18 protein-coding genes are annotated in these 18,691 nt (G+C 48.0%); 13 read left to right on the top strand and 5 right to left on the bottom strand.

Features of this window, described 5'->3' with window-relative positions; genetic code table 11:
- Positions 1-39 precede the first annotated feature (39 nt).
- The 4 genes from SOI44_RS03760 to SOI44_RS03745 are packed head-to-tail and all read left to right on the top strand — an operon-like array spanning position 40 to position 4,026.
- Positions 40-456 carry a sigma factor-like helix-turn-helix DNA-binding protein gene (locus SOI44_RS03760; protein WP_331347899.1) on the top strand — a complete coding sequence of 139 codons (417 nt, stop codon included), beginning with the start codon at positions 40-42 and terminating at the stop codon, positions 454-456.
- Positions 453-623, top strand: a complete 171-nt coding sequence (locus tag SOI44_RS03755) for an SHOCT domain-containing protein (RefSeq protein ID WP_167836628.1) — start codon at positions 453-455, stop codon at positions 621-623. The genes SOI44_RS03760 and SOI44_RS03755 overlap by 4 nt, the downstream gene beginning before the upstream one ends.
- 50 nt (positions 624-673) lie before the next feature.
- A complete protein-coding gene (locus tag SOI44_RS03750) occupies positions 674-2,461 on the top strand; it encodes a recombinase family protein (protein ID WP_331347898.1) in 1,788 nt (595 codons plus the stop codon).
- A complete protein-coding gene (locus SOI44_RS03745) occupies positions 2,440-4,026 on the top strand; it encodes a recombinase family protein (RefSeq protein WP_105305026.1) in 1,587 nt (528 codons plus the stop codon). Before SOI44_RS03750 ends, SOI44_RS03745 begins: the two co-directional genes overlap by 22 nt.
- A gap of 93 nt (positions 4,027-4,119) precedes the next feature.
- Here SOI44_RS03745 and SOI44_RS03740 read toward each other — a convergent pair whose 3' ends face one another.
- The 4 genes from SOI44_RS03740 to SOI44_RS03725 all read right to left on the bottom strand — a co-directional run bounded on the left by SOI44_RS03740 (position 4,120) and on the right by SOI44_RS03725 (position 6,328).
- Positions 4,120-4,356: a cytochrome C gene (locus tag SOI44_RS03740; RefSeq protein ID WP_105305025.1), complete on the bottom strand. Its 237-nt coding sequence runs from the start codon at positions 4,354-4,356 to the stop codon at positions 4,120-4,122.
- A 13-nt stretch (positions 4,357-4,369) separates the two neighbouring features.
- Positions 4,370-4,531 (bottom strand): hypothetical protein, encoded by a 162-nt coding sequence (locus tag SOI44_RS03735; RefSeq protein WP_167836627.1) that lies wholly within the window; start codon positions 4,529-4,531, stop codon positions 4,370-4,372.
- A 48-nt stretch (positions 4,532-4,579) separates the two neighbouring features.
- Positions 4,580-5,044: a hypothetical protein gene (locus SOI44_RS03730; protein ID WP_105305024.1), complete on the bottom strand. Its 465-nt coding sequence runs from the start codon at positions 5,042-5,044 to the stop codon at positions 4,580-4,582.
- Between the two features lie 213 nt (positions 5,045-5,257).
- Positions 5,258-6,328 (bottom strand): hypothetical protein, encoded by a 1,071-nt coding sequence (locus SOI44_RS03725; protein ID WP_331347897.1) that lies wholly within the window; start codon positions 6,326-6,328, stop codon positions 5,258-5,260.
- Positions 6,329-6,672: 344 nt separating this feature from the next.
- On the opposite strand from SOI44_RS03725, the gene purE reads away from it, so the two are divergent.
- The 9 genes from purE (at position 6,673) to SOI44_RS03680 (ending at position 17,702) form a co-directional block, all read left to right on the top strand.
- Positions 6,673-7,167 (top strand): 5-(carboxyamino)imidazole ribonucleotide mutase, encoded by a 495-nt coding sequence (purE, locus tag SOI44_RS03720; protein WP_331347896.1) that lies wholly within the window; start codon positions 6,673-6,675, stop codon positions 7,165-7,167.
- Entirely contained in the window at positions 7,167-8,207 is a 1,041-nt protein-coding gene (gene purM, locus SOI44_RS03715; RefSeq protein ID WP_331347895.1) for a phosphoribosylformylglycinamidine cyclo-ligase, read from the top strand. Before purE ends, purM begins: the two co-directional genes overlap by 1 nt.
- Positions 8,204-8,812 (top strand): phosphoribosylglycinamide formyltransferase, encoded by a 609-nt coding sequence (purN, locus tag SOI44_RS03710; RefSeq protein WP_331347894.1) that lies wholly within the window; start codon positions 8,204-8,206, stop codon positions 8,810-8,812. The genes purM and purN overlap by 4 nt, the downstream gene beginning before the upstream one ends.
- Positions 8,809-9,519, top strand: coding sequence for an IMP cyclohydrolase (locus tag SOI44_RS03705; RefSeq protein ID WP_331347893.1), 711 nt, complete (start codon positions 8,809-8,811; stop codon positions 9,517-9,519). The genes purN and SOI44_RS03705 overlap by 4 nt, the downstream gene beginning before the upstream one ends.
- Position 9,520: 1 nt before the next feature.
- Positions 9,521-10,699 carry a phosphoribosylaminoimidazolecarboxamide formyltransferase gene (locus SOI44_RS03700; protein WP_331347892.1) on the top strand — a complete coding sequence of 393 codons (1,179 nt, stop codon included), beginning with the start codon at positions 9,521-9,523 and terminating at the stop codon, positions 10,697-10,699.
- Between the two features lie 14 nt (positions 10,700-10,713).
- Positions 10,714-11,982 (top strand): phosphoribosylamine--glycine ligase, encoded by a 1,269-nt coding sequence (purD, locus tag SOI44_RS03695; RefSeq protein ID WP_331347891.1) that lies wholly within the window; start codon positions 10,714-10,716, stop codon positions 11,980-11,982.
- Positions 11,982-15,692, top strand: a complete 3,711-nt coding sequence (locus tag SOI44_RS03690; protein WP_331347890.1) for a phosphoribosylformylglycinamidine synthase — start codon at positions 11,982-11,984, stop codon at positions 15,690-15,692. Before purD ends, SOI44_RS03690 begins: the two co-directional genes overlap by 1 nt.
- A gap of 1 nt (position 15,693) precedes the next feature.
- On the top strand, positions 15,694-16,083 hold the full coding sequence (locus SOI44_RS03685; RefSeq protein WP_331347889.1) for a PAS domain S-box protein: 390 nt from the start codon (positions 15,694-15,696) through the stop codon (positions 16,081-16,083).
- A 350-nt stretch (positions 16,084-16,433) separates the two neighbouring features.
- A complete protein-coding gene (locus SOI44_RS03680; protein ID WP_331347888.1) occupies positions 16,434-17,702 on the top strand; it encodes an ATP-binding protein in 1,269 nt (422 codons plus the stop codon).
- 111 nt (positions 17,703-17,813) lie between these two features.
- Here the strand turns inward: SOI44_RS03680 and SOI44_RS03675 are convergent, their stop codons facing one another.
- Positions 17,814-18,569, bottom strand: coding sequence for a MurR/RpiR family transcriptional regulator (locus tag SOI44_RS03675; protein ID WP_331347887.1), 756 nt, complete (start codon positions 18,567-18,569; stop codon positions 17,814-17,816).
- Between the last annotated feature and the right edge of the window lie 122 nt (positions 18,570-18,691).

The following is an 18,691-nucleotide window of genomic DNA, read 5'->3' as shown; positions in this document are numbered from 1 at the left end:
TCTTTTTGAGGACGGAAGACATGAAGGAGGTGCTCATCCATGACCGATGAACAGAAAACCCGTATCTTCCGTATGAGAGAACAGGGAATGAGCTATGACGCGATTGCCGAGTCCCTCTCCCTTTCCAAGAATACCGTCAAGTCTTACTGCCGCCGGAACAACCTTTCCGGACGCAGGAAACAGGAGTCTGATGATGCAAAGCCTGCGGAATTCTGTCCGAACTGCGGAAAGCCCGTCCGGCAGATTCCGGGAAGAAAACATATCCGGTTCTGCAGCAGTGCCTGCCGTCAGGAATGGTGGAACAGCCATCTGGACCAGGTGCATCGGAAAGCGGTATATGACTTCACCTGCGCATGCTGCGGCAGACCCTTTTCCGCCTATGGCAACGCACACCGGAAATACTGCTCTCACGCATGCTACATCAAAGCGAGATTCAAAGGAGGCGCTGACCAGTGAATAAAGAAAAATGCGAAGCCGAGCGCCACTACCAGGCGAGCCTGTCGGCAGCAAAATCCATGCTGAAATCCGGCATCATCACCCGGAAGGAATACGACGAAATTGATACAATCCTGCTCCGCAAATACCGCCCTGTTTTCGGCACTTTATTCTCAGATAACGCTTGATACCATCGGCGGGTCTGAGTGATGAATAGACACGGAAAGGAGCTGATTTCATGAAGAAAATTACAGAAATCAAAAAGATGAAACCGGTCCTGCCGGAGCGGAAAAAGGTCGCTGCCTACTGCCGTGTATCCATGGAAACAGAACGGCTGCACCATTCCCTCTCGGCGCAGGTATCCCGTTACAGCGAACTGATCCAGAGCAATCCACAGTGGGAGTTCGCCGGGATCTACGCCGACGAGGGCATCAGCGGGACAAAGGCGGAAAAGCGCCCGGAGTTCATGCGTCTTATTGCAGACTGTGACGCCGGAAAGATCGACATTGTACTGACGAAAAGCATCAGTCGGTTCGCGAGAAACACCGTTGACCTTCTGAAAACGGTCCGGCACCTGAAAGACATTGGCGTGGAAGTCCGGTTTGAAAAGGAAAACATCCGCTCCCTCAGTGATGACGGAGAACTGATGCTCACGCTGCTCGCTTCCTTCGCGCAGGAAGAGTCGCGTTCCATATCTGAGAATGAAAAGTGGAGCGTGAAAAAGCGGATGGAACAAGGCATCCCGACTGCAAAGCCGCCCATTCTCGGATATAAATGGGTGGGAAATCATCTGGAGATTGTCCCGGAAGAAGCCGCAGTAGTCAAACGCATTTTTCAGAATTTTCTTGACGGAAAGTCCCGACTTGAAACAGAACGCGAGCTTGAAGCGGAAGGTATTCGTTCCGTGAACGGAAACGTCATGCGAGACTCCCAGCTAAAGCACATCCTTAACAATATTACCTATACGGGTAACACTCTTCTGCAGAAGGAATTCGTAGAGGATCCAATCACGAAAAAACGCCGAAAAAACAAAGGACAGCTTCCACAGTATTACATTGAAAACACGCATGAAGCCATCATCGACTACGACACATGGAAATATGTGCAGGACGAGATGGAACGGCGACGGGAACTCGGAGCTCTGGCGAACAAGAGCTTGAACACCTGCTGCTTCACTGGAAAAATAAAATGCCCATACTGTGGATTCAGCTACATGCACAACCATCGCAACAAGAACGGTCACCCTCAGGAATACTGGAATTGCGGCAGCAAGAAGAAAAAACAGGAACCCGATAAGAAGTGCCCGGTCGGTGGCACAATCAGCCAGAAGGCGCTCGAGAAAGCCTGCTGTGAAGTGCTTGGGCTTTCCGAATTTGACGAGGCTGTATTTCTTGAAAAGGTTGACCATATCGAAGTGCCGGAGAAATACACGCTCCAATTCTTCTTAAAAGATGGAACGGAGATCACCCGTCCTGCTCCGAATACCGGCCATCAGGACTGCTGGACAGCGGAATACCGGGCTGAGACTTCAAAGAAACGCCGCGAGCATCCCTACGCCAAAGGCACAACAGAGCTTTCCGGAAGAATCAAATGCGCTGCATGCGGCTGTAATTTCCGTCGCTGCACGCAGCCTGCTTCCAATCCGAACAAGCCGAAAATGCACTACTGGCGCTGTTCAAATCACAGCAATGGATGCATAACCATCGGATTACGTGAGGACGTTCTGAAGAAGCAGATCGCCGAGGTCATGGGAATTCCTGAATATGATGCGGATCTTTTCAAAAATCAGATTCCGCTGATCTATGTGAAAGACAAAGATCTTCTGGAAATTCACTTTAAAGACGGACGGGTCGAAACTACGCAATACGCTCCTCCGGAAAAGACCTTCACGCCTCGCAGCGAAGAATCTAGAGAACACATGCGGCAGCTCATGAAGGAAAGATGGACTCCGGAATATAAGGCTCAGATGAGCAGGAAGATGAAACAGATAAGGAGTGAGAAATTTTGGAACAGCAGCGGAAAGTAAAAACCATCCCGGCGACGCTGACGCCTATTACCGCCACTCCGATTGGCGAGAACAAGAAACGCCGTGTCGCAGCCTATGCCCGTGTATCCACCGATCATGATGAGCAGTTCACAAGCTACGAAGCTCAGATCGACTACTACACGAAATACATCAAATCGAGAAGTGACTGGGAATTCGTCAAGGTCTATACAGACGAGGGAATTTCCGGCACCGGAACGAAAAAGAGAATCGGCTTCCGCACCATGATCGATGATGCCCTTGCCGGAAAGATCGACCTGATCGTCACGAAGTCCGTCAGCCGCTTCGCAAGAAACACGGTAGACAGCCTTACGACCATCCGTGAGCTGAAGGAGCACAGCGTCGAATGTTATTTCGAGAAGGAGAATATCTGGACCTTCGACGGTAAGGGAGAACTTCTGATCACAATCATGTCAAGCCTCGCGCAGGAAGAATCCCGCAGCATTTCCGAGAACTGCACCTGGGGCCAGAGGAAACGGTTCGCCGACGGAAAGGTGACCGTGCCGTTCAAACGCTTCCTCGGATACGACCGAGGGCCTAACGGCGAGCTGGTAGTCAATGAAGAACAGGCCAAACTTGTAAAACGGATCTACCGGATGTTTATGGAAGGCACAACACCTTACGGAATTGCCACTAAGCTCACGGAGGAGAATATTCCATCACCAAGTGGCAAGCAGAAATGGCATGCCGGAACGGTAAAGGCTATCCTCTCCAATGAAAAATACAAGGGTGACGCACTCTTGCAGAAGTCCTTCACCGTCGACTTCCTGACCAAGAAAACAAAAATCAATGAAGGTGAGGTCCCGCAGTACTATGTCGAAAAGGACCACGAAGCAATCATTGATCCGGAGATCTTCGATCAGGTCCAGGATGAACTGAAGCGCCGCTGCCCCGGTAGAAACCGCTACAGTGGCGTTCATGTTTTCTCCGGCAAGGTAAAATGCGGACAGTGCGGGAGCTGGTACGGCTCTAAGGTCTGGCATTCCAATGACAAATACCGCCGGACGATCTGGCAGTGTAATCATAAGTACGATGGAGGTGAGAAATGCAAAACGCCAGTCCTCACGGATGATGAACTCAAGGGAAAATACATCTCAGCAGTCAACAAGCTGTTTGCCGACAAGAAATCGATTCTGGCAGATTATAACGAGATCCTCGCTGGACCGCTTTACGATACTTCCGGACTGGAAAGGAAAAGGACAGAATATGAAGACGAAATGAGTACCGCAGCTGAACTGGTGCAGAAGGAAATCAAGAAGAACGCTCTGGAACCGCAGAATCAGGCAGAATACCAGAAGCGGTATGACACCCTGACAGAACGCTTCAATGCAGCGAAAAAGAGTCTCGCCGACACCGAAGCTGAAATCAGCAGAAAAGAACTCGCCCGCTCTTCTATCCGGCAGTTTCTGGCTACGCTTGGCAAACAAAAAGACCTTGTGACAACATTCGACGCCGTACAATTCCAGAGCCTCGTTGATTTCATCACGGTTTACAGCAAAGATGACATCCGGATAAACTTCAAGAACGGGATGGAAATCAAAGCCTGAAACCAAATATCCATAGAACAAAATGCGCCACCTACGACAAAACCGGAGGTGACGTTTTTTATTCGTTCTGCAGCAATTCACGTATTCTTTTCGTCAGACCTCACTATTGTCTGCTTCTGGATCTACATCTTGTCCGGGATGCATACTGACAGCACCCTTGGCCTGTAAATTGGCTAGATTCTCCAGCATTATCTTTCCGATCTCGGTCGGATCATAATTGCACGCGGAACAAATGAGCCGCAGCCCATCTGGCGTCAACATACGACCATGCCTCGTGTCATCCAGCAACTTCTGATATTCTTCATATTGCTTGTTTGTAATCTTCTTCATTGCTTCGCTTCCTTTAGCAATGTGCAAATGCCTTGATAGCATAAACAGCAACTACTGCTGCCGGAATGCTCATCAAGGCAACAGCAGCTGGCCAACCAGTAAGACTGACATTTACAGTTGAATGCTTTGCTAATTCCGGTGCTCCCATTGTTAAGTTTTCAATCCCATTTTCCATGTTGCTATCCTTTCTCCGCTGCTTATTTGCGGTTGCTATATTTATGCCTCATTGGCCTGCATCGTTTAGAATGGATAGAATCTGACTGATGTAATCCATTGCTTCTTCATCTGAACGCTCAAGAAGTTTTGCGACCTTTCTTACCACTTCTAGACGATCAACAGTAGACATTTCTTGTGTTTTTACTTCAGGAGATGGAATTTCCGTGTACACCAGAAGGCGATTTCCAACTAAGTGACTGTTGTATCTTCCGTTACAGTTTTTAGTGAGGTAGGCAGAAACACCTCTTAAATGATTCCCAATTGCAAAACTGGAAACCATATCTACGGGAACCCTTACCTCAAGGACCACATTGTTTCCGATTAACATCGGAACTTCCAATTGAACATTGTATCTGGAGTACAGGTTAAGAGATGCGCTTTCTGTCGCATCGCGGATGTCCCGTAAACAGTCTGCTGCCTTGATGCTCGAATCAGCAAATTCTATCTGTATGAACTTAGATACCATCTTCATATTTCAGGTCTCCTTTTGTATCTACATTCGGAGTTACTTGTAAATTTGTTCTAAATATATCACGCTTGTTGCCAGATGTAAATACTTTCAGCGTGATTTGTAAAATATTTGGGCTCAAAAAAAATCGGGCTATAACCCGACATCTACATTGCACCCTTATTTTCGACCTTGCACCCTTTTTTCATGCGCACATTCTGGAAATGTTAAATTGTATCATTTTCGGTCGGATGTTTTCAGTTCATGATTTTTGCGTACCGTATCCATCAGTACACTGCGGGTTTCAATATACTGGATCGTTGATTCCCGGTTAGACGCATTGGACAGTCTGGTATACTTCCACAGCAATTGCAGATCATTCAGAAAACGTTCGTGATTGCCGGTATCTTCATCAAAGGCCACAATGACCTGCAGTGGCGGAATGACATCACCCGGCAGACTGTCCGGTCCTAAGGCATGGATGAAATAGCTGCTGATCTGGTAAAAGAGATCCTTGTAATTATGCTGAGAAAGATAGCGGAGATAGAAGAGAAACTCTGTGCCGCCTTCATCCAGAATGTCATTGCGCTTCATGACGGGCAGCAGTTTCTTTGCACAGTCATAGGAATCTGCCGGCTTTTTTGTGCGGTAAAGTTCCAGTATCATCATGGTAGGATTGCTGGCTGCGGATGGATATTCTTTAATCAGTTCCTGCACAAGAGAAATATATCTGCCTGCGTCTTCTTCTTGTTTTGTGAACGAGGCAAGCAGGGCACACTCGGCAATGGCAATTGTGGCATACTCCTCGTATCTTTCGTTCAGTCTCAGCTGGTCCAGCAGGCTTTCCGCTTTCTGTACATAGGCATAGGCATTGCCATAAGCATCTGCCCGCAGACATACATCGGCCAGGTTGATATTCATCAGTGTGATCTGTTCGCTCAGATTATGTTCTTCTGCAAAGGCAAGCCCCTGCAGGTAGGCTTCCATGGCACTGGCTGTATTGCCCATACGCATGGAGACCAGTCCGATCATGTTCAGGATGCCAATGATCTGCGGCCATGTCTGTGTCTTGAGAAGATGGCTCAGGGCAGAACGCAGCAGATCATATGCCTGCATGGCATGACCGGAACGATAGTATACAAAGCATCTGGCATACAGTGCCAGTCCCTGAAGGTAATCATCCTGCATCGTCTTGCCGGTTTTGAGCAGTACGTCTGCGGCTGTATTGACCGTGTCATCCTTTTCCTTGCGCATATTCAACAGGATATCGACATATGTTCTGATTTGAGGAGAATAATCGTCACGCATGCCTCTATTGTAGCCATAATTAACTCTGGTTTTTGAGTAATGAAACAAATAACCTGCCGGATGATAAAAATGTTATGAAACAAATGTAAATTCTATCATCCAAGGATCCTCTCATTCCCTTTACAATCAAGCCGTTTTTTACTAATATAACGTTGGTTTTTCACTTGGCAGTGCATTTGTCAGCTTTGGGAAGGAAGGACGGGATTATGGCTGTTTCTTTGCTTGACTGGTTTACTGTACCGCATTCTTTCCACACTGATGGAGGCGCTCTGCCATCATTTCACAACACGATTTACGCCCATGGAGTATCCATGGGCTGATTTTGTTTTGCAAAAGGAGAACAGATGAAAAAAGTTGGGATTGTCATGGGCAGTGACAGTGATCTTGGGGTCATGAAGAAGGCTGCCGCCGTACTGGATCAGTTTGATGTACCGTATGAAGTGCATGTTTACAGTGCACACCGCACACCGCTGGAAGCATCCGGGTTTGCTGAAAAGGCAAAGGAAAATGGCTTTGGTGTCATTATTGCCGGGGCTGGCATGGCTGCGGCACTGGCCGGGGTACTGGCTGCGCATACAACCCTGCCGGTCATCGGTGTACCGCTGAAGAGTGCAGCTCTGGAAGGCACGGATGCACTGCTTGCGACCGTCATGATGCCAGGCGGCATTCCGGTTGCCACGGTTGCCATCGATGGTTCCAAGAACGCCGCCTGGCTTGCTTTACAGATTCTTGCCGTAAGCGATGAAGATCTTGCCAAGAAATTAGCAGATGAGCGTGTAAAGATGCACGATGGCGTGATTGCTAAGGATGCGGCTGTTCAGAAGGAGTTTGCAAAGTAATGGAAAAGAGTTATTCAAAGAGCTACAAGGATGCCGGTGTGGATGTGACAGCCGGATATCGTTCGGTTGAGCTGATGAAGAAGGATGTGGCTTCCACAGCCAGAGAAGAGGTTCTGGATACAATCGGCGGCTTTGGCGGCCTGTTTGCCCCGAAGGTAAGCGGCATGAAAAAGCCGGTGCTTGTGTCTGGCACCGATGGTGTCGGTACCAAACTCAAGATTGCATTCCTGATGGACAAACATGACACCGTCGGTATTGACTGCGTTGCCATGTGCGTCAACGATGTGATCTGTGCCGGTGCCGAGCCGCTGTTCTTCCTGGATTACATTGCCTGCGGCAGGAATGAGCCGGAAAAGATTGCGACCATTGTCAAAGGTGTTGCTGCTGGCTGTAAAGAAAGCGGCTGTGCTTTGATCGGCGGGGAAACTGCTGAACATCCAGGCCTGATGCCGGAAGATGAATATGATCTTGCCGGTTTTACGGTTGGCATGGTTGATGAAGAGAAAATCCTGGATAAAAACAGTGTCATGGCTGGTGATGTGTGCATTGGCTTAGCATCATCCGGTGTGCATTCCAATGGTTTTTCCCTGGTGAGAAAAGTGTTTGGCATTGACAATGCGGATGTACTTGATGGTTACGAAGAAGAACTTGGGGCACCGCTTGGTGAAGTGCTGTTAACACCGACCCGTCTGTATGTCAAACCAATCCTCTCCTTATTAGATAAGGTACATGTGAAGTCCATTGCCCATATTACCGGCGGCGGCTTCTATGAGAATATGCCAAGAGCCTTTGGCGAGAATCTGTCTGCCTGCATCAGAAAGGGCAGCTGGCCGGTGCTGCCGATCTTTGATCTGATCCAGAAGAAGGGCGGCATTTCTGAGCATGATATGTTCAATACGTTCAATATGGGTATTGGCATGATGGTTATCGTGGCAAAGGAAGATGTGGATGCCACGCTGGCTTCTTTGAAGGAAAGCAATGTGCCTGCCTATGTCATTGGTGAAATGGTGGAAGGCAGCCATACGGTGGAGTTCAGATGACAAGGATTGCAGTTCTTGTTTCAGGGGGCGGGACCAATCTGCAGGCTCTGCTGAATGCGGAAAAGGATGGAAAGATCCCGTATGGGCAGATTGTTCTGGTTGTTTCATCCCGCCCGGATGCCTATGCATTGCAGAGGGCTGAGAAAGCCAATAAGAAGACGGCAGTGATTCGCAGGAAAGACTATGCCAGTGCGGATGATTACGACCAGGCCATGCTTTCTCTTTTGAAAGACAATGGCATTGAAGAAGTCATCCTGGCCGGTTTCCTGTCCATTCTGGGATCCCGTGTCATTGCGGCGTATCCCAAGCGGATCATCAATATTCATCCCTCTTTGATCCCTTCTTTCTGCGGCAAAGGCTACTATGGCCTGCATGTCCATGAGGCAGCTTTACAGCGTGGGGTGAAGGTGACCGGCGCAACCGTGCACTATGTCAATGAGATTCCTGATGGCGGTGAGATCATTGCCCAGAAAGCGGTTGAGATTCTGCCGGGTGATACACCGAAAGTGCTGCAGAAGCGGGTGATGGAACAGGCGGAATGGATCCTGCTGCCAAAGGCAGCGGCGGATCTTGCCGAGAGAATTGAAAAGGAGAAGAAGTCATGAAACCAGTTGATTTATATGCCTGGCTGCAGGCAAAGACATACCCGGGCCGGGGCATTGCCATTGGCCGCACACCTTGTGGTAAGAAGATGCGCATTGCCTATTGGATCATGGGCCGCTCTGACAACAGCCGCAACCGGATTTTTGTGACAACCGATGACGGTATCCGCACCCAGGCCTTTGATCCTTCCCGGTGTTCTGATCCTTCTTTGATCATCTATCATCCGGTCAGAGTCTTCCAGGATAATACGATTGTCACCAATGGCGACCAGACCGATACGATTCTGGAATTTCTCAAGAATGGAAAGAGCTTTGAAGAAGCACTGGATACACGAACCTTTGAACCGGATGGACCGAACTGGACACCGCGCATTTCTGCTCTGATCAAGGGTGATTCCTTAACCATGTCGATTCTGAAGAGTGATGATGGTGATGAAAGCAGCACATTGCGCTTTACCTTCTCTTACAGTCATGTTGCCCCGGGCAATGGCCGGGTGATTACAACGTATCAGGATGATGGCAGTCCGCTGCCTTCCTTTGGAGGTGAGCCGGTATCCTGGACAATGGTGCATGAGAACTTTTCTTTGTTTGGCCAGCATATCTGGCAGAGTCTGAATCAGGATAACAAGGTGTCTTTGTTTACCAGACAGATCAATCTGGAAACAGGTGAAGTTGAGACACAGATTTTCAATAAGAATGAGGGAGAATGAGATGGCAAATCAGTTGGAACTGAAGTATGGCATGAATCCGAATCAGAAACCGGCCCGCATCTATATGCAGGATGGTTCTGATCTACCTGTGAAAGTGCTGAATGGCCGCCCTGGCTATATCAACTTTCTGGATGCTTTGAACAGCTGGCAGCTTGTGAAAGAGTTAAAGGCAGCCACTGGCCTGCCCAGTGCAGCCTCTTTCAAGCATGTATCACCGGCCGGCGCTGCTGTGGCATCTCCTCTGTCTGACATCGACAAGCAGATTTATTTCACGGATGATGTCGATCTCAGTCCGCTGGCATGTGCCTATGCCCGGGCCAGAGGCGCTGACAGAATGAGCTCCTATGGTGATTTTGCGGCTCTGTCTGATGTGTGTGACAAAGCAACGGCATTACTGCTGAAGAAAGAAGTCAGTGATGGTGTCATTGCCCCGGGCTATACCCAGGAAGCACTGGATATTCTGTGTGCCAAGAAAAAGGGAAAGTACAATGTCATCCAGATTGATCCAGACTATGTACCGGCCCCAGTGGAGCACAAGCAGGTGTTTGGTGTGACCTTTGAGCAGGGCCGCAATAATTCTGTGATTTCCGAGGACCTTTTCAATAACATCGTGACAAAGAACAAGGATCTGCCGGAAGAGGCAAAGCGTGATCTGATGATCTCGCTGATTGCTTTGAAGTATACCCAGTCCAATTCGGTTGCCTATGCCAAGGATGGCCAGTGCATTGGCATCGGGGCAGGACAGCAGAGCCGTGTGCATTGCACAAGACTGGCTGGCTCCAAGGCTGACAACTGGTGGCTGCGTCAGAATGAGAAGGTTCTTTCCCTTCCGTTTGTCGAGAAGATCAGAAGAGCAGACCGTGACAACTGCATTGATAACTACATTGGTGAACATCCTGAAGATGTACTGGCCGATGGTGTGTGGGAGCAGTTCTTTACCAGAAAGCCGGAGCCTTTTACAAAGGAAGAAAAGCTTGCCTGGCTGAAGCAGCTGAAGAATGTATCGCTTGGCTCTGATGCCTTCTTCCCGTTTGGTGACAATATTGAGCGTGCTCATCTGTCCGGTGTGCAGTATGTGGCTGAGCCGGGTGGTTCCATCCGTGATGACAACGTTATTGAAACAGCTGACAAGTATGGCATGGTCATGGCCTTTACAGGTCTGCGCCTGTTCCATCATTGAGGAGATGTGATCATATGAAGGTACTGGTAGTTGGCTCCGGCGGCCGGGAACATGCCGTGATCCGCGCGCTTGCGAAGAACAAGAGTATTGATGAAATTGTCTGTGCACCTGGCAACGGCGGCATTGCCTCCCTTGCCACATGTGTGAATATCGGCGCCACTGATGTGGATGGCATGGTTGACTATGCAAAAAACAATGGCATTGACTTCTGTGTTGTCACACCGGATGATCCGCTTGCCTTAGGCATGGTGGATGCCATGGAAGCAGCCGGTATTCCAAGCTTTGGACCAAACAAGAAGGCTGCCCAGATTGAGGCCAGCAAGGTATTTGCCAAGGGTCTGATGAAGAAGTATGGCATTCCAACCGCTGCCTATGAAGTGTTTACGGATCCTGCGGATGTGCTTGCCTATCTGCAGAAGAGAAATACATGGCCGGCCGTGATCAAGGCGGATGGTCTTGCCTTAGGCAAGGGTGTTCTGATTGCACAGAATGAGGAAGAAGCCAGGGCTGCTGTCAAGGAGCTGATGGTCGATAAGAAGTTTGGTGCCAGCGGCAATGAAGTGGTTGTCGAAGAGTTCATGGAAGGGCCGGAAGTATCTGTGCTTTCCTTTACAGACGGCCATGTGATTGTGCCGATGGTATCGTCCATGGATCATAAGCGTGTCAATGATGGCGACAAGGGCCTCAATACCGGCGGCATGGGCACCATTGCCCCTTCTCCTGTCTATACACCAGAGATTGCCAAGGAATGCATGGAGAAGATCTTTGTGCCGACCATGCAGGCCATGAACAAGGAAGGCCGCACTTTCAAGGGCGTGCTGTACTTTGGCCTGATGCTGACAAAAGATGGGCCGAAGGTGGTGGAATACAACTGCCGTTTCGGTGATCCGGAGACCCAGGTTGTCCTGCCGCTGTTGAAGAGTGATTTGTTTGAGATCATGCAGGCTGTGCACGATGAGAAACTGGCTGATCTGAAGATCGAGTGGTCTGAGGAAGCAGCTGCCTGCATCATGGAAGCCAGCGGCGGCTATCCGGAGAGCTACAAGAAGGGCTATGAGATTCATGGCCTGGAGGAGAATGGCCAGCATCTGGGTGTGTATGTCTATCATTCCGGGACAAAGAAGGAAAATGGAAAGTTCTATACCAATGGCGGCAGAGTGCTGGGCATTATGGCCACTGGTAAGGATCTGAAGGAAGCACTGGCGAAGGCATATGCGGCCGTAGATGAGATCGGCTTTACAGATATGCATTATCGCCATGATATTGGCAAGAGGGTATTGTAATGACGGTATATCGTGGTTTTTCAGAGAAGAAAAGAGCATTTGCGACAGAAGCAGAAGGTGTGCGCACAGATCTTGAGACTGCATTGCGCAGACCGGTTGAGGCCGTACGTATTCTCAACCGCTATGACATCGAGAATATTGATCCGAAGGATTTTGAACTGGCAGCCCGCACCATTCTGTCAGAGCCGCAGGTAGATCATTACTATAATGAGGAAGCACCGGCCCCGGACAAGGATGACTATGTACTGGCCGTGGAATATCTGCCCGGTCAGTTTGACCAGAGAGCAGATTCCTGTGCCCAGTGCATTCAGCTGGCAACTGGCAAGGAGCGTCCATTAGTACGCACAGCCAGGATCTATTACATCAAGGGCGAATTCTCTGACAAGGAGAAGGAACTGATCCAGTCCACCCTGATCAACCCTGTGGAGGCAAGAAAAGCATCTCTTGCAAAACCGGCAACGATTCAGGAATCCTATCAGAAACCGCCGCTGCCGCCGGTACTGGATGGTTTCTGCCAGCTGGATGAAGCAGGTCTTGCAAAGTTCATCAAGGACCATGGCCTGGCCATGGATCTGGCGGATATTGTGTTCCTGCAGAAGTATTTCAAGGAAGAAGAAAAGCGTGATCCTAGACTCACCGAGATCATGGTTATTGATACCTACTGGTCTGACCACTGCCGTCATACAACCTTCAATACACGTTTGAACAAGATTGAGATTGAACCTGCATATGTCAAAGATGCGGCAAAGGAATATGCAGAGTTAAGAGAGACCGTCTATGCCGGCAGAGAAGCCAAGCCGGTTACGCTGATGGATCTTGGTACAATTGGTGCCAAGTATCTTAAGAAGATCGGCAGGCTGGAGGATCTTGACCAGAGTGAGGAGATCAATGCCTGCTCGGTGAAGATGAAAGTGGATGTCGACGGTGAAGAGCAGGACTGGCTGCTGATGTTCAAGAATGAGACACATAACCATCCGACAGAGATTGAGCCGTTTGGCGGTGCTGCGACATGTCTTGGCGGTGCCATTCGTGATCCGCTGTCCGGCCGTTCCTATGTGTATCAGGCAATGCGTATTACCGGAGCTGCCGATCCGACTGCACCGATTGAGGATACAATGCCCGGCCGTCTGCCGCAGAGAAAGATTGTCACAACTGCTGCCAATGGATACAGCTCCTATGGCAACCAGATCGGTCTGGCTACGGGTCTTGTGCAGGAACTGTATCATTCCAACTATGTGGCAAAGAGAATGGAAGTTGGTGCGGTCATTGCGGCTGCTCCGGCTGCCAATGTCATCAGAAAGCGGCCGGAGCCAGGCGATGTTGTGATTCTGCTGGGCGGCCGTACTGGCCGTGATGGATGCGGCGGTGCCACGGGTTCTTCCAAGGCACACAATGATGATTCTCTGGAAACATGTGGTGCAGAGGTACAGAAGGGCAATGCCCCGGAAGAGCGCAAACTGCAGAGACTGTTCCGCAATCCTGAGGCTACACGTCTGATCAAGCGGTGCAATGACTTTGGTGCCGGCGGCGTATCGGTTGCCATTGGTGAGCTGGCCGATGGCCTGGTCATTGATCTGAATAAGGTACCGGTCAAGTATAAGGGATTAAACGGCACGGAGCTTGCCATCTCCGAATCCCAGGAGCGTATGGCGGTTGTGGTTGCAGAGAAGGATGCACCGCTGTTCCAGGAACTGGCAGATAAGGAAAACCTGGAGTCCACGGTTGTGGCTGTGGTGACCAAAGAGCCGCGCATGGTATTGAATCTGGATGGTGTTTCGATTGTTTCACTGTCCAGAGCTTTCCTGGATACCAATGGTGCACCGAAGCATACCGATGTCATTGTTGAGGCAGATAAAGAGGAAGAGGATAAGACCTGTGTTCCGACAAAGGAGAAGCTTCTTTCCTTTGCCAGTGATCTGAATGTATGTTCTCAGATTGGTCTGTCGGAGCGGTTTGATTCGACGATTGGTGCTGGTACGGTATTGATGCCGTTTGGCGGCAGAAGACAGCTGACCCCGATTCAGACGATGGCTGCCAAGATTCCGCTGTTAAAGGGTGAAACCAATACGGCATCTTTGATGAGCTGGGGCTTTGATCCGTATCAGATGTCTGCTTCGCCGTTCAAGGGTGCGCAGAAGTCTGTGATCAATGCATTGAGTAAGATTGTGGCAGCAGGAGGCAGCCGCCATCATGCCTGGATGAGTTTCCAGGAGTACTTTGGCCGCTGCACGGCACCGAAGAAGTGGGGCCGTCCGTATGCAGCACTGCTTGGCGCACTGGAAGCACAGAAGGAGCTGGAAGTGGCTGCCATCGGCGGCAAGGATTCTTCTTCCGGTACGTTTGATGATATTGATGTTCCGCCGACATTGATTGCCTTTGCAGTATCTCTTGCCAAGGCAGATCAGGTTGTTTCCAATGAGTGGAAAGAGGCAGGGCATTATCTGTACCTTCTGAAGCCTGACTATGATGACAATGGCCTGCCGGTATGGCAGAGTGTGCGGGATACGATGGATGCCATGGAGCAGATGATCCGTGATGGCAATGTCCTCTCCTGTACAGCATTAGGGCCGCATGGCATTGCGGATGCTCTGCTGAAGAGTCCGCTGGGCAATCATCTGGGCTTTAAAGCAGCTGATGGCTTTGATGATACAAAGCTGTTTGTGGATGCCAGTGGTTCCTTCCTCTTTGAAACAGAAGAAGAGATCGAGGGTGCCCAGCTTGTCGGTATGACCACAGATACATACCGTCTTGTCATGCAGGATGTGGAGATTGGTCTGGATGAGCTGCAGGCTGCCTGGGAAAGCAAGCTGCAGGATGTCTTCCCGTACCTGAACAAGACTGAGGTCAAGACCTATGAGCCGGTCAATTATCATACCAACAGTTTCATGCATGCCTCTTACAAGTGTGAAAAGCCGCATGTGCTGATTCCGGTTTTCCCGGGCAATAACTGTGAGTGGGATACAGCCAGAGCATTTGAGAAGTTTGGTGCCGAAACAGAGATCTTTGTCATCCGCAACCGCAGTGCAAAGCAGATCAAAGAGAGTGTGACCGGGTTTGCCCAGGCCATGGATCACAGCCAGATTGTGGCCATTCCGGGCGGTTTCTCCGGTGGCGATGAGCCGGAGGGCAGTGCTAAGTTCATCACAGCGTTCTTCCGCAACCAGGAGGTCAAGGCTGCGGTGGAGCGGCTGCTCAATGAGCGTGAAGGTCTGATGCTTGGCATCTGCAATGGCTTCCAGGCACTGATCAAGCTTGGTCTGGTTCCTTATGGAAAGATCACAGAACCTGATGAGCATGCCCCGACACTGACCTTCAATACGATTGGCAGACATCAGAGCATGTTAGTGGATACCAGAATTGCGTCCAACAAGTCACCTTGGTTCCGTTACTTTACACCGGGTGAGGTCAAGACCGTTGCCATCTCTCATGGTGAGGGCAGATTTGTCATTGATCCGGAGCAGTACCTGCAGCTGAAGGAAAACGGACAGGTAGCTGCCCAGTATTGTGACCTGGATGGCAATCCGACCAATGATATCCGCTTCAATCCGAACAATTCCTTCCAGGCAGTCGAAGCTATTACTTCACCAGATGGCAGAATCCTGGGTAAGATGGGACATGCGGAAAGATCAGGTAAGAGCCTGTATACCAATGTACCGGATATCAACACCGAAGAACTGATGTTCAAGGGTGCAGTAGATTACTTCAAGTAATATGGAACTGGATGAGACCGTATACAGAGCTATTCTGGACTCACTGCCCTATGAAGTAGTCTTCTGTGACCGTACCCACACCATTCGCTGGCTGAACAAGAAGGCAGAGGAACGCTATGGTGACAGGGTTGTCATTGGCACATCCATCTTCAACTGCCACAACCCCAACTCCCAGAACAAGATCAAAGCCTTCCTGGATAGAGCAGACCATGGTGAAACCAATGAGATGTTCGAAGGATACAATGGCAAAACCGGTGAAAGAGAATGGTTTGTGCCAGTGGTCAGAGAAGGAAAAGTCATCGGCTACTTTGAACGCCATGAAGTACCATGGACCAAAGATAAGGCAGATGAACCAGTAGGAGAATACTGGAAGAGAAGAGTCAACCAGTAACACAGAGCAAAACAACATCAACAAAAGGAATACTGCAGAACCAATTTCTGATTCTGCAGTATTTTTGTGTAGGGTTTTCAAATGCGTTTGAAATAACAAGATATGGAACTTGAAAACCTTGTGTATTTTCAAAAATCACAAGGCGAAAGGACCTGGTTATTTACAAAATTACATCTTGAAAACATGCCATATTTTATAAATATAGTACTTGAAAACATGGCTTTTTACAGTAATAATCAAGTTGATATAGATGAATGATCTATCTGGAGAGAAAAATGACAGTGTTTCAACGAAAGGTATATAAGGAACTGTTAGATTGAAAACAAAACTTTGGTAGGAAATATGCAGCTTTGATTGAAGGCCCAAGACGTGTTGGCAAGTCTACGGCGGCAGAAGAGTTTGCAAAGAATGAGTTCAGATCATATATCAAGGTAGATTTTGCCAATATAACAAAAAGGCTTGAAGATGTTTTCCATGATATTGCTGATCTGGATATGTTTTTCAGACGCCTTCAGATCGAAACTGGAGTAATGCTGTATAAAGGTGAATCAGTTATCATCTTTGATGAGATTCAAAGAGCGCCTTTGGTGCGCCAGGCAATTAAGTATCTGGTAGCGGATGGGCGGTATTACTACATTGAAACCGGGTCATTAATCAGTATAAAAAAGAACGTGAAAGATATTGTGATTCCCTCAGAGGAGCACAAAATCGAAATGTATCCAATGGATTATGAAGAGTTTTTGCTTGCCACTGGAAATCAAACATATTCTCTTATAAGAGAGATTTATCAAAGCGGAAAACCTGTTGGAGAAACAAACCGAAAGTTAATTCGTGATTTTCGCGTGTATATGGCTGTGGGCGGAATGCCCCAGGCAGTTGAAGCATATGTGAATGGAGCAAGCTTTCAGGAAATTGACAGAGTAAAGAGAGAAATTATTTCGTTATATGAGGATGATTTCAGAAAAACTGATAATTCAGGAAGAATCTCAAGGATGTTTGAAGCAATTCCAAGTCAGCTGAGTTCTGATAAGAAAAGATATATTATTACCAGCGCTTTGAATAAGCCGAAAACCCGAAAAGATGAAGAAAGGCTTTCTGATCTGCTGGATTCCAAAACCGTGCTGGCTTCATATAACACAACTGATCCGAGCCTCGCATTGAACTTAACCAAAGATGACAGCTCTTATAAACTGTTTACTGCGGATACAGGTCTTTTTATCACTTTACTTTTTAATGATGAAAGCAAAGTGGATGCAGATATTTACAGTAAGCTTCTGAGTGATCGGTTAAATATCAATCTTGGCTATGTGTATGAGAACATGGCAGCACAGATGATCGCATCGACAGGCAGAAAATTGTATTATCATACTTGGAAAAAGAAGAATAGTACACATAGCTATGAAGTTGATTTCCTTCTTTCTTCTGGGACAAAGATCACGCCATTGGAAATCAAATCTTCATCTATCAGGTTTCATGATTCTATTTCAGAATTTGCAAAGAAATACTCCGCAAAAGTCGGAAAACAATATGTATTGTCACAAAGAGATGTTGCCAGAGAAGCAAACCTATATTTCAAGCCAATCTATATGCTGCCATTTATTCTGGAGGATCTCTCATAAAAGTTAAGTGAGATACAGGAATAATTATTCTGCTCGAAAATGAATAGTCGATCAATGAATAAGTGTAAAACTGCAGGATCAGTTTCCTGGTTCTGCAGTATTTTGTATTTATCAATCTTTTCCCTCTTCCTGTACTTTCCTGATTTCTTCAATCAGCAAATCTGAAAACATTAGAAACTCCATTGTCTCTGGCATGGCAGAGGTATTGTCACTGATGATGCCTGCTTCAGGAAGAACAATGGTCAGATCTGCATATTTACGCAATGGATGCCTGGCATTCATGGTGACCATGACAATATATGGCTTATTTGGACTCTGAGAAATTTCTGGCAGATATTTGCGATATGCATCACCGGCAATAGCTGAATACAGCAGAACAGTCTCTTCTCCTGTAAAGGCTAATGGCATACTGCTTGGAGAGGAATATACACCAACCGGTCCTAATCCCAGACGGCAGTAGTCTTCCAGGTATTTGGCGGGAATACCTGCAATAGATGCTCCAGTAAAATATGTTAATCTTGATGACATGATTTTCTGAGCAAGCTGTTGCAATACATTTCGATCTAACCCTTTTTCTGTTTCCTGCAGATATTGACTGAAATGCTCACTGCGTGTTTCTGTATTTCCATTTGTCCTGACTTCGGAAAGATCCTGCCGATACTGATACTGAAATTCCAAAAAGCCAGAAAATCCAAGCTTCTTGGCAAACCGTGTCAAAGCAGGCTGAGAGATGCCATAGTGCTTTACGATATCCGTCATTGAATCACTGGAAAACTGGTCTGGAAATTTCTTGATATATTCGTATATCCTGCGGTCAGTTGCTGTATAAGAGGACACCAAAGCGTCCATGCGCGTAATGATATTCATCGTTTTTCCTCACTCTATAACATCATAGCATTAAATGGTGATTCATATATTTAAATTTCATAGATATGAATTGCAATTCAAAAATAATATAAAATATATTGACTCACAATCCACTGGTGCTA

Source organism: Lactimicrobium sp. (genome assembly GCF_036453465.1).
Taxonomy (GTDB): Bacteria; Bacillota_I; Bacilli_A; order Erysipelotrichales; family Erysipelotrichaceae; genus Bulleidia.
This window is presented reverse-complemented; position numbering and strand designations above follow the sequence as displayed.

Coding starts and splice junctions, on each gene's coding strand:
- SOI44_RS03740 (WP_105305025.1), bottom strand. CDS start 4,356: ATGAAGAAGATTACAAACAAGCAATATGAAGAATATCAGAAGTTGCTG.
- SOI44_RS03750 (WP_331347898.1), top strand. CDS start 674: ATGAAGAAAATTACAGAAATCAAAAAGATGAAACCGGTCCTGCCGGAG.
- SOI44_RS03730 (WP_105305024.1), bottom strand. CDS start 5,044: ATGAAGATGGTATCTAAGTTCATACAGATAGAATTTGCTGATTCGAGC.
- SOI44_RS03705 (WP_331347893.1), top strand. CDS start 8,809: ATGAAACCAGTTGATTTATATGCCTGGCTGCAGGCAAAGACATACCCG.
- SOI44_RS03760 (WP_331347899.1), top strand. CDS start 40: ATGACCGATGAACAGAAAACCCGTATCTTCCGTATGAGAGAACAGGGA.
- SOI44_RS03725 (WP_331347897.1), bottom strand. CDS start 6,328: ATGCGTGACGATTATTCTCCTCAAATCAGAACATATGTCGATATCCTG.
- SOI44_RS03735 (WP_167836627.1), bottom strand. CDS start 4,531: ATGGAAAATGGGATTGAAAACTTAACAATGGGAGCACCGGAATTAGCA.
- purD (WP_331347891.1), top strand. CDS start 10,714: ATGAAGGTACTGGTAGTTGGCTCCGGCGGCCGGGAACATGCCGTGATC.
- SOI44_RS03675 (WP_331347887.1), bottom strand. CDS start 18,569: ATGAATATCATTACGCGCATGGACGCTTTGGTGTCCTCTTATACAGCA.
- SOI44_RS03690 (WP_331347890.1), top strand. CDS start 11,982: ATGACGGTATATCGTGGTTTTTCAGAGAAGAAAAGAGCATTTGCGACA.
- SOI44_RS03700 (WP_331347892.1), top strand. CDS start 9,521: ATGGCAAATCAGTTGGAACTGAAGTATGGCATGAATCCGAATCAGAAA.
- purE (WP_331347896.1), top strand. CDS start 6,673: ATGAAAAAAGTTGGGATTGTCATGGGCAGTGACAGTGATCTTGGGGTC.
- SOI44_RS03685 (WP_331347889.1), top strand. CDS start 15,694: ATGGAACTGGATGAGACCGTATACAGAGCTATTCTGGACTCACTGCCC.
- purN (WP_331347894.1), top strand. CDS start 8,204: ATGACAAGGATTGCAGTTCTTGTTTCAGGGGGCGGGACCAATCTGCAG.
- purM (WP_331347895.1), top strand. CDS start 7,167: ATGGAAAAGAGTTATTCAAAGAGCTACAAGGATGCCGGTGTGGATGTG.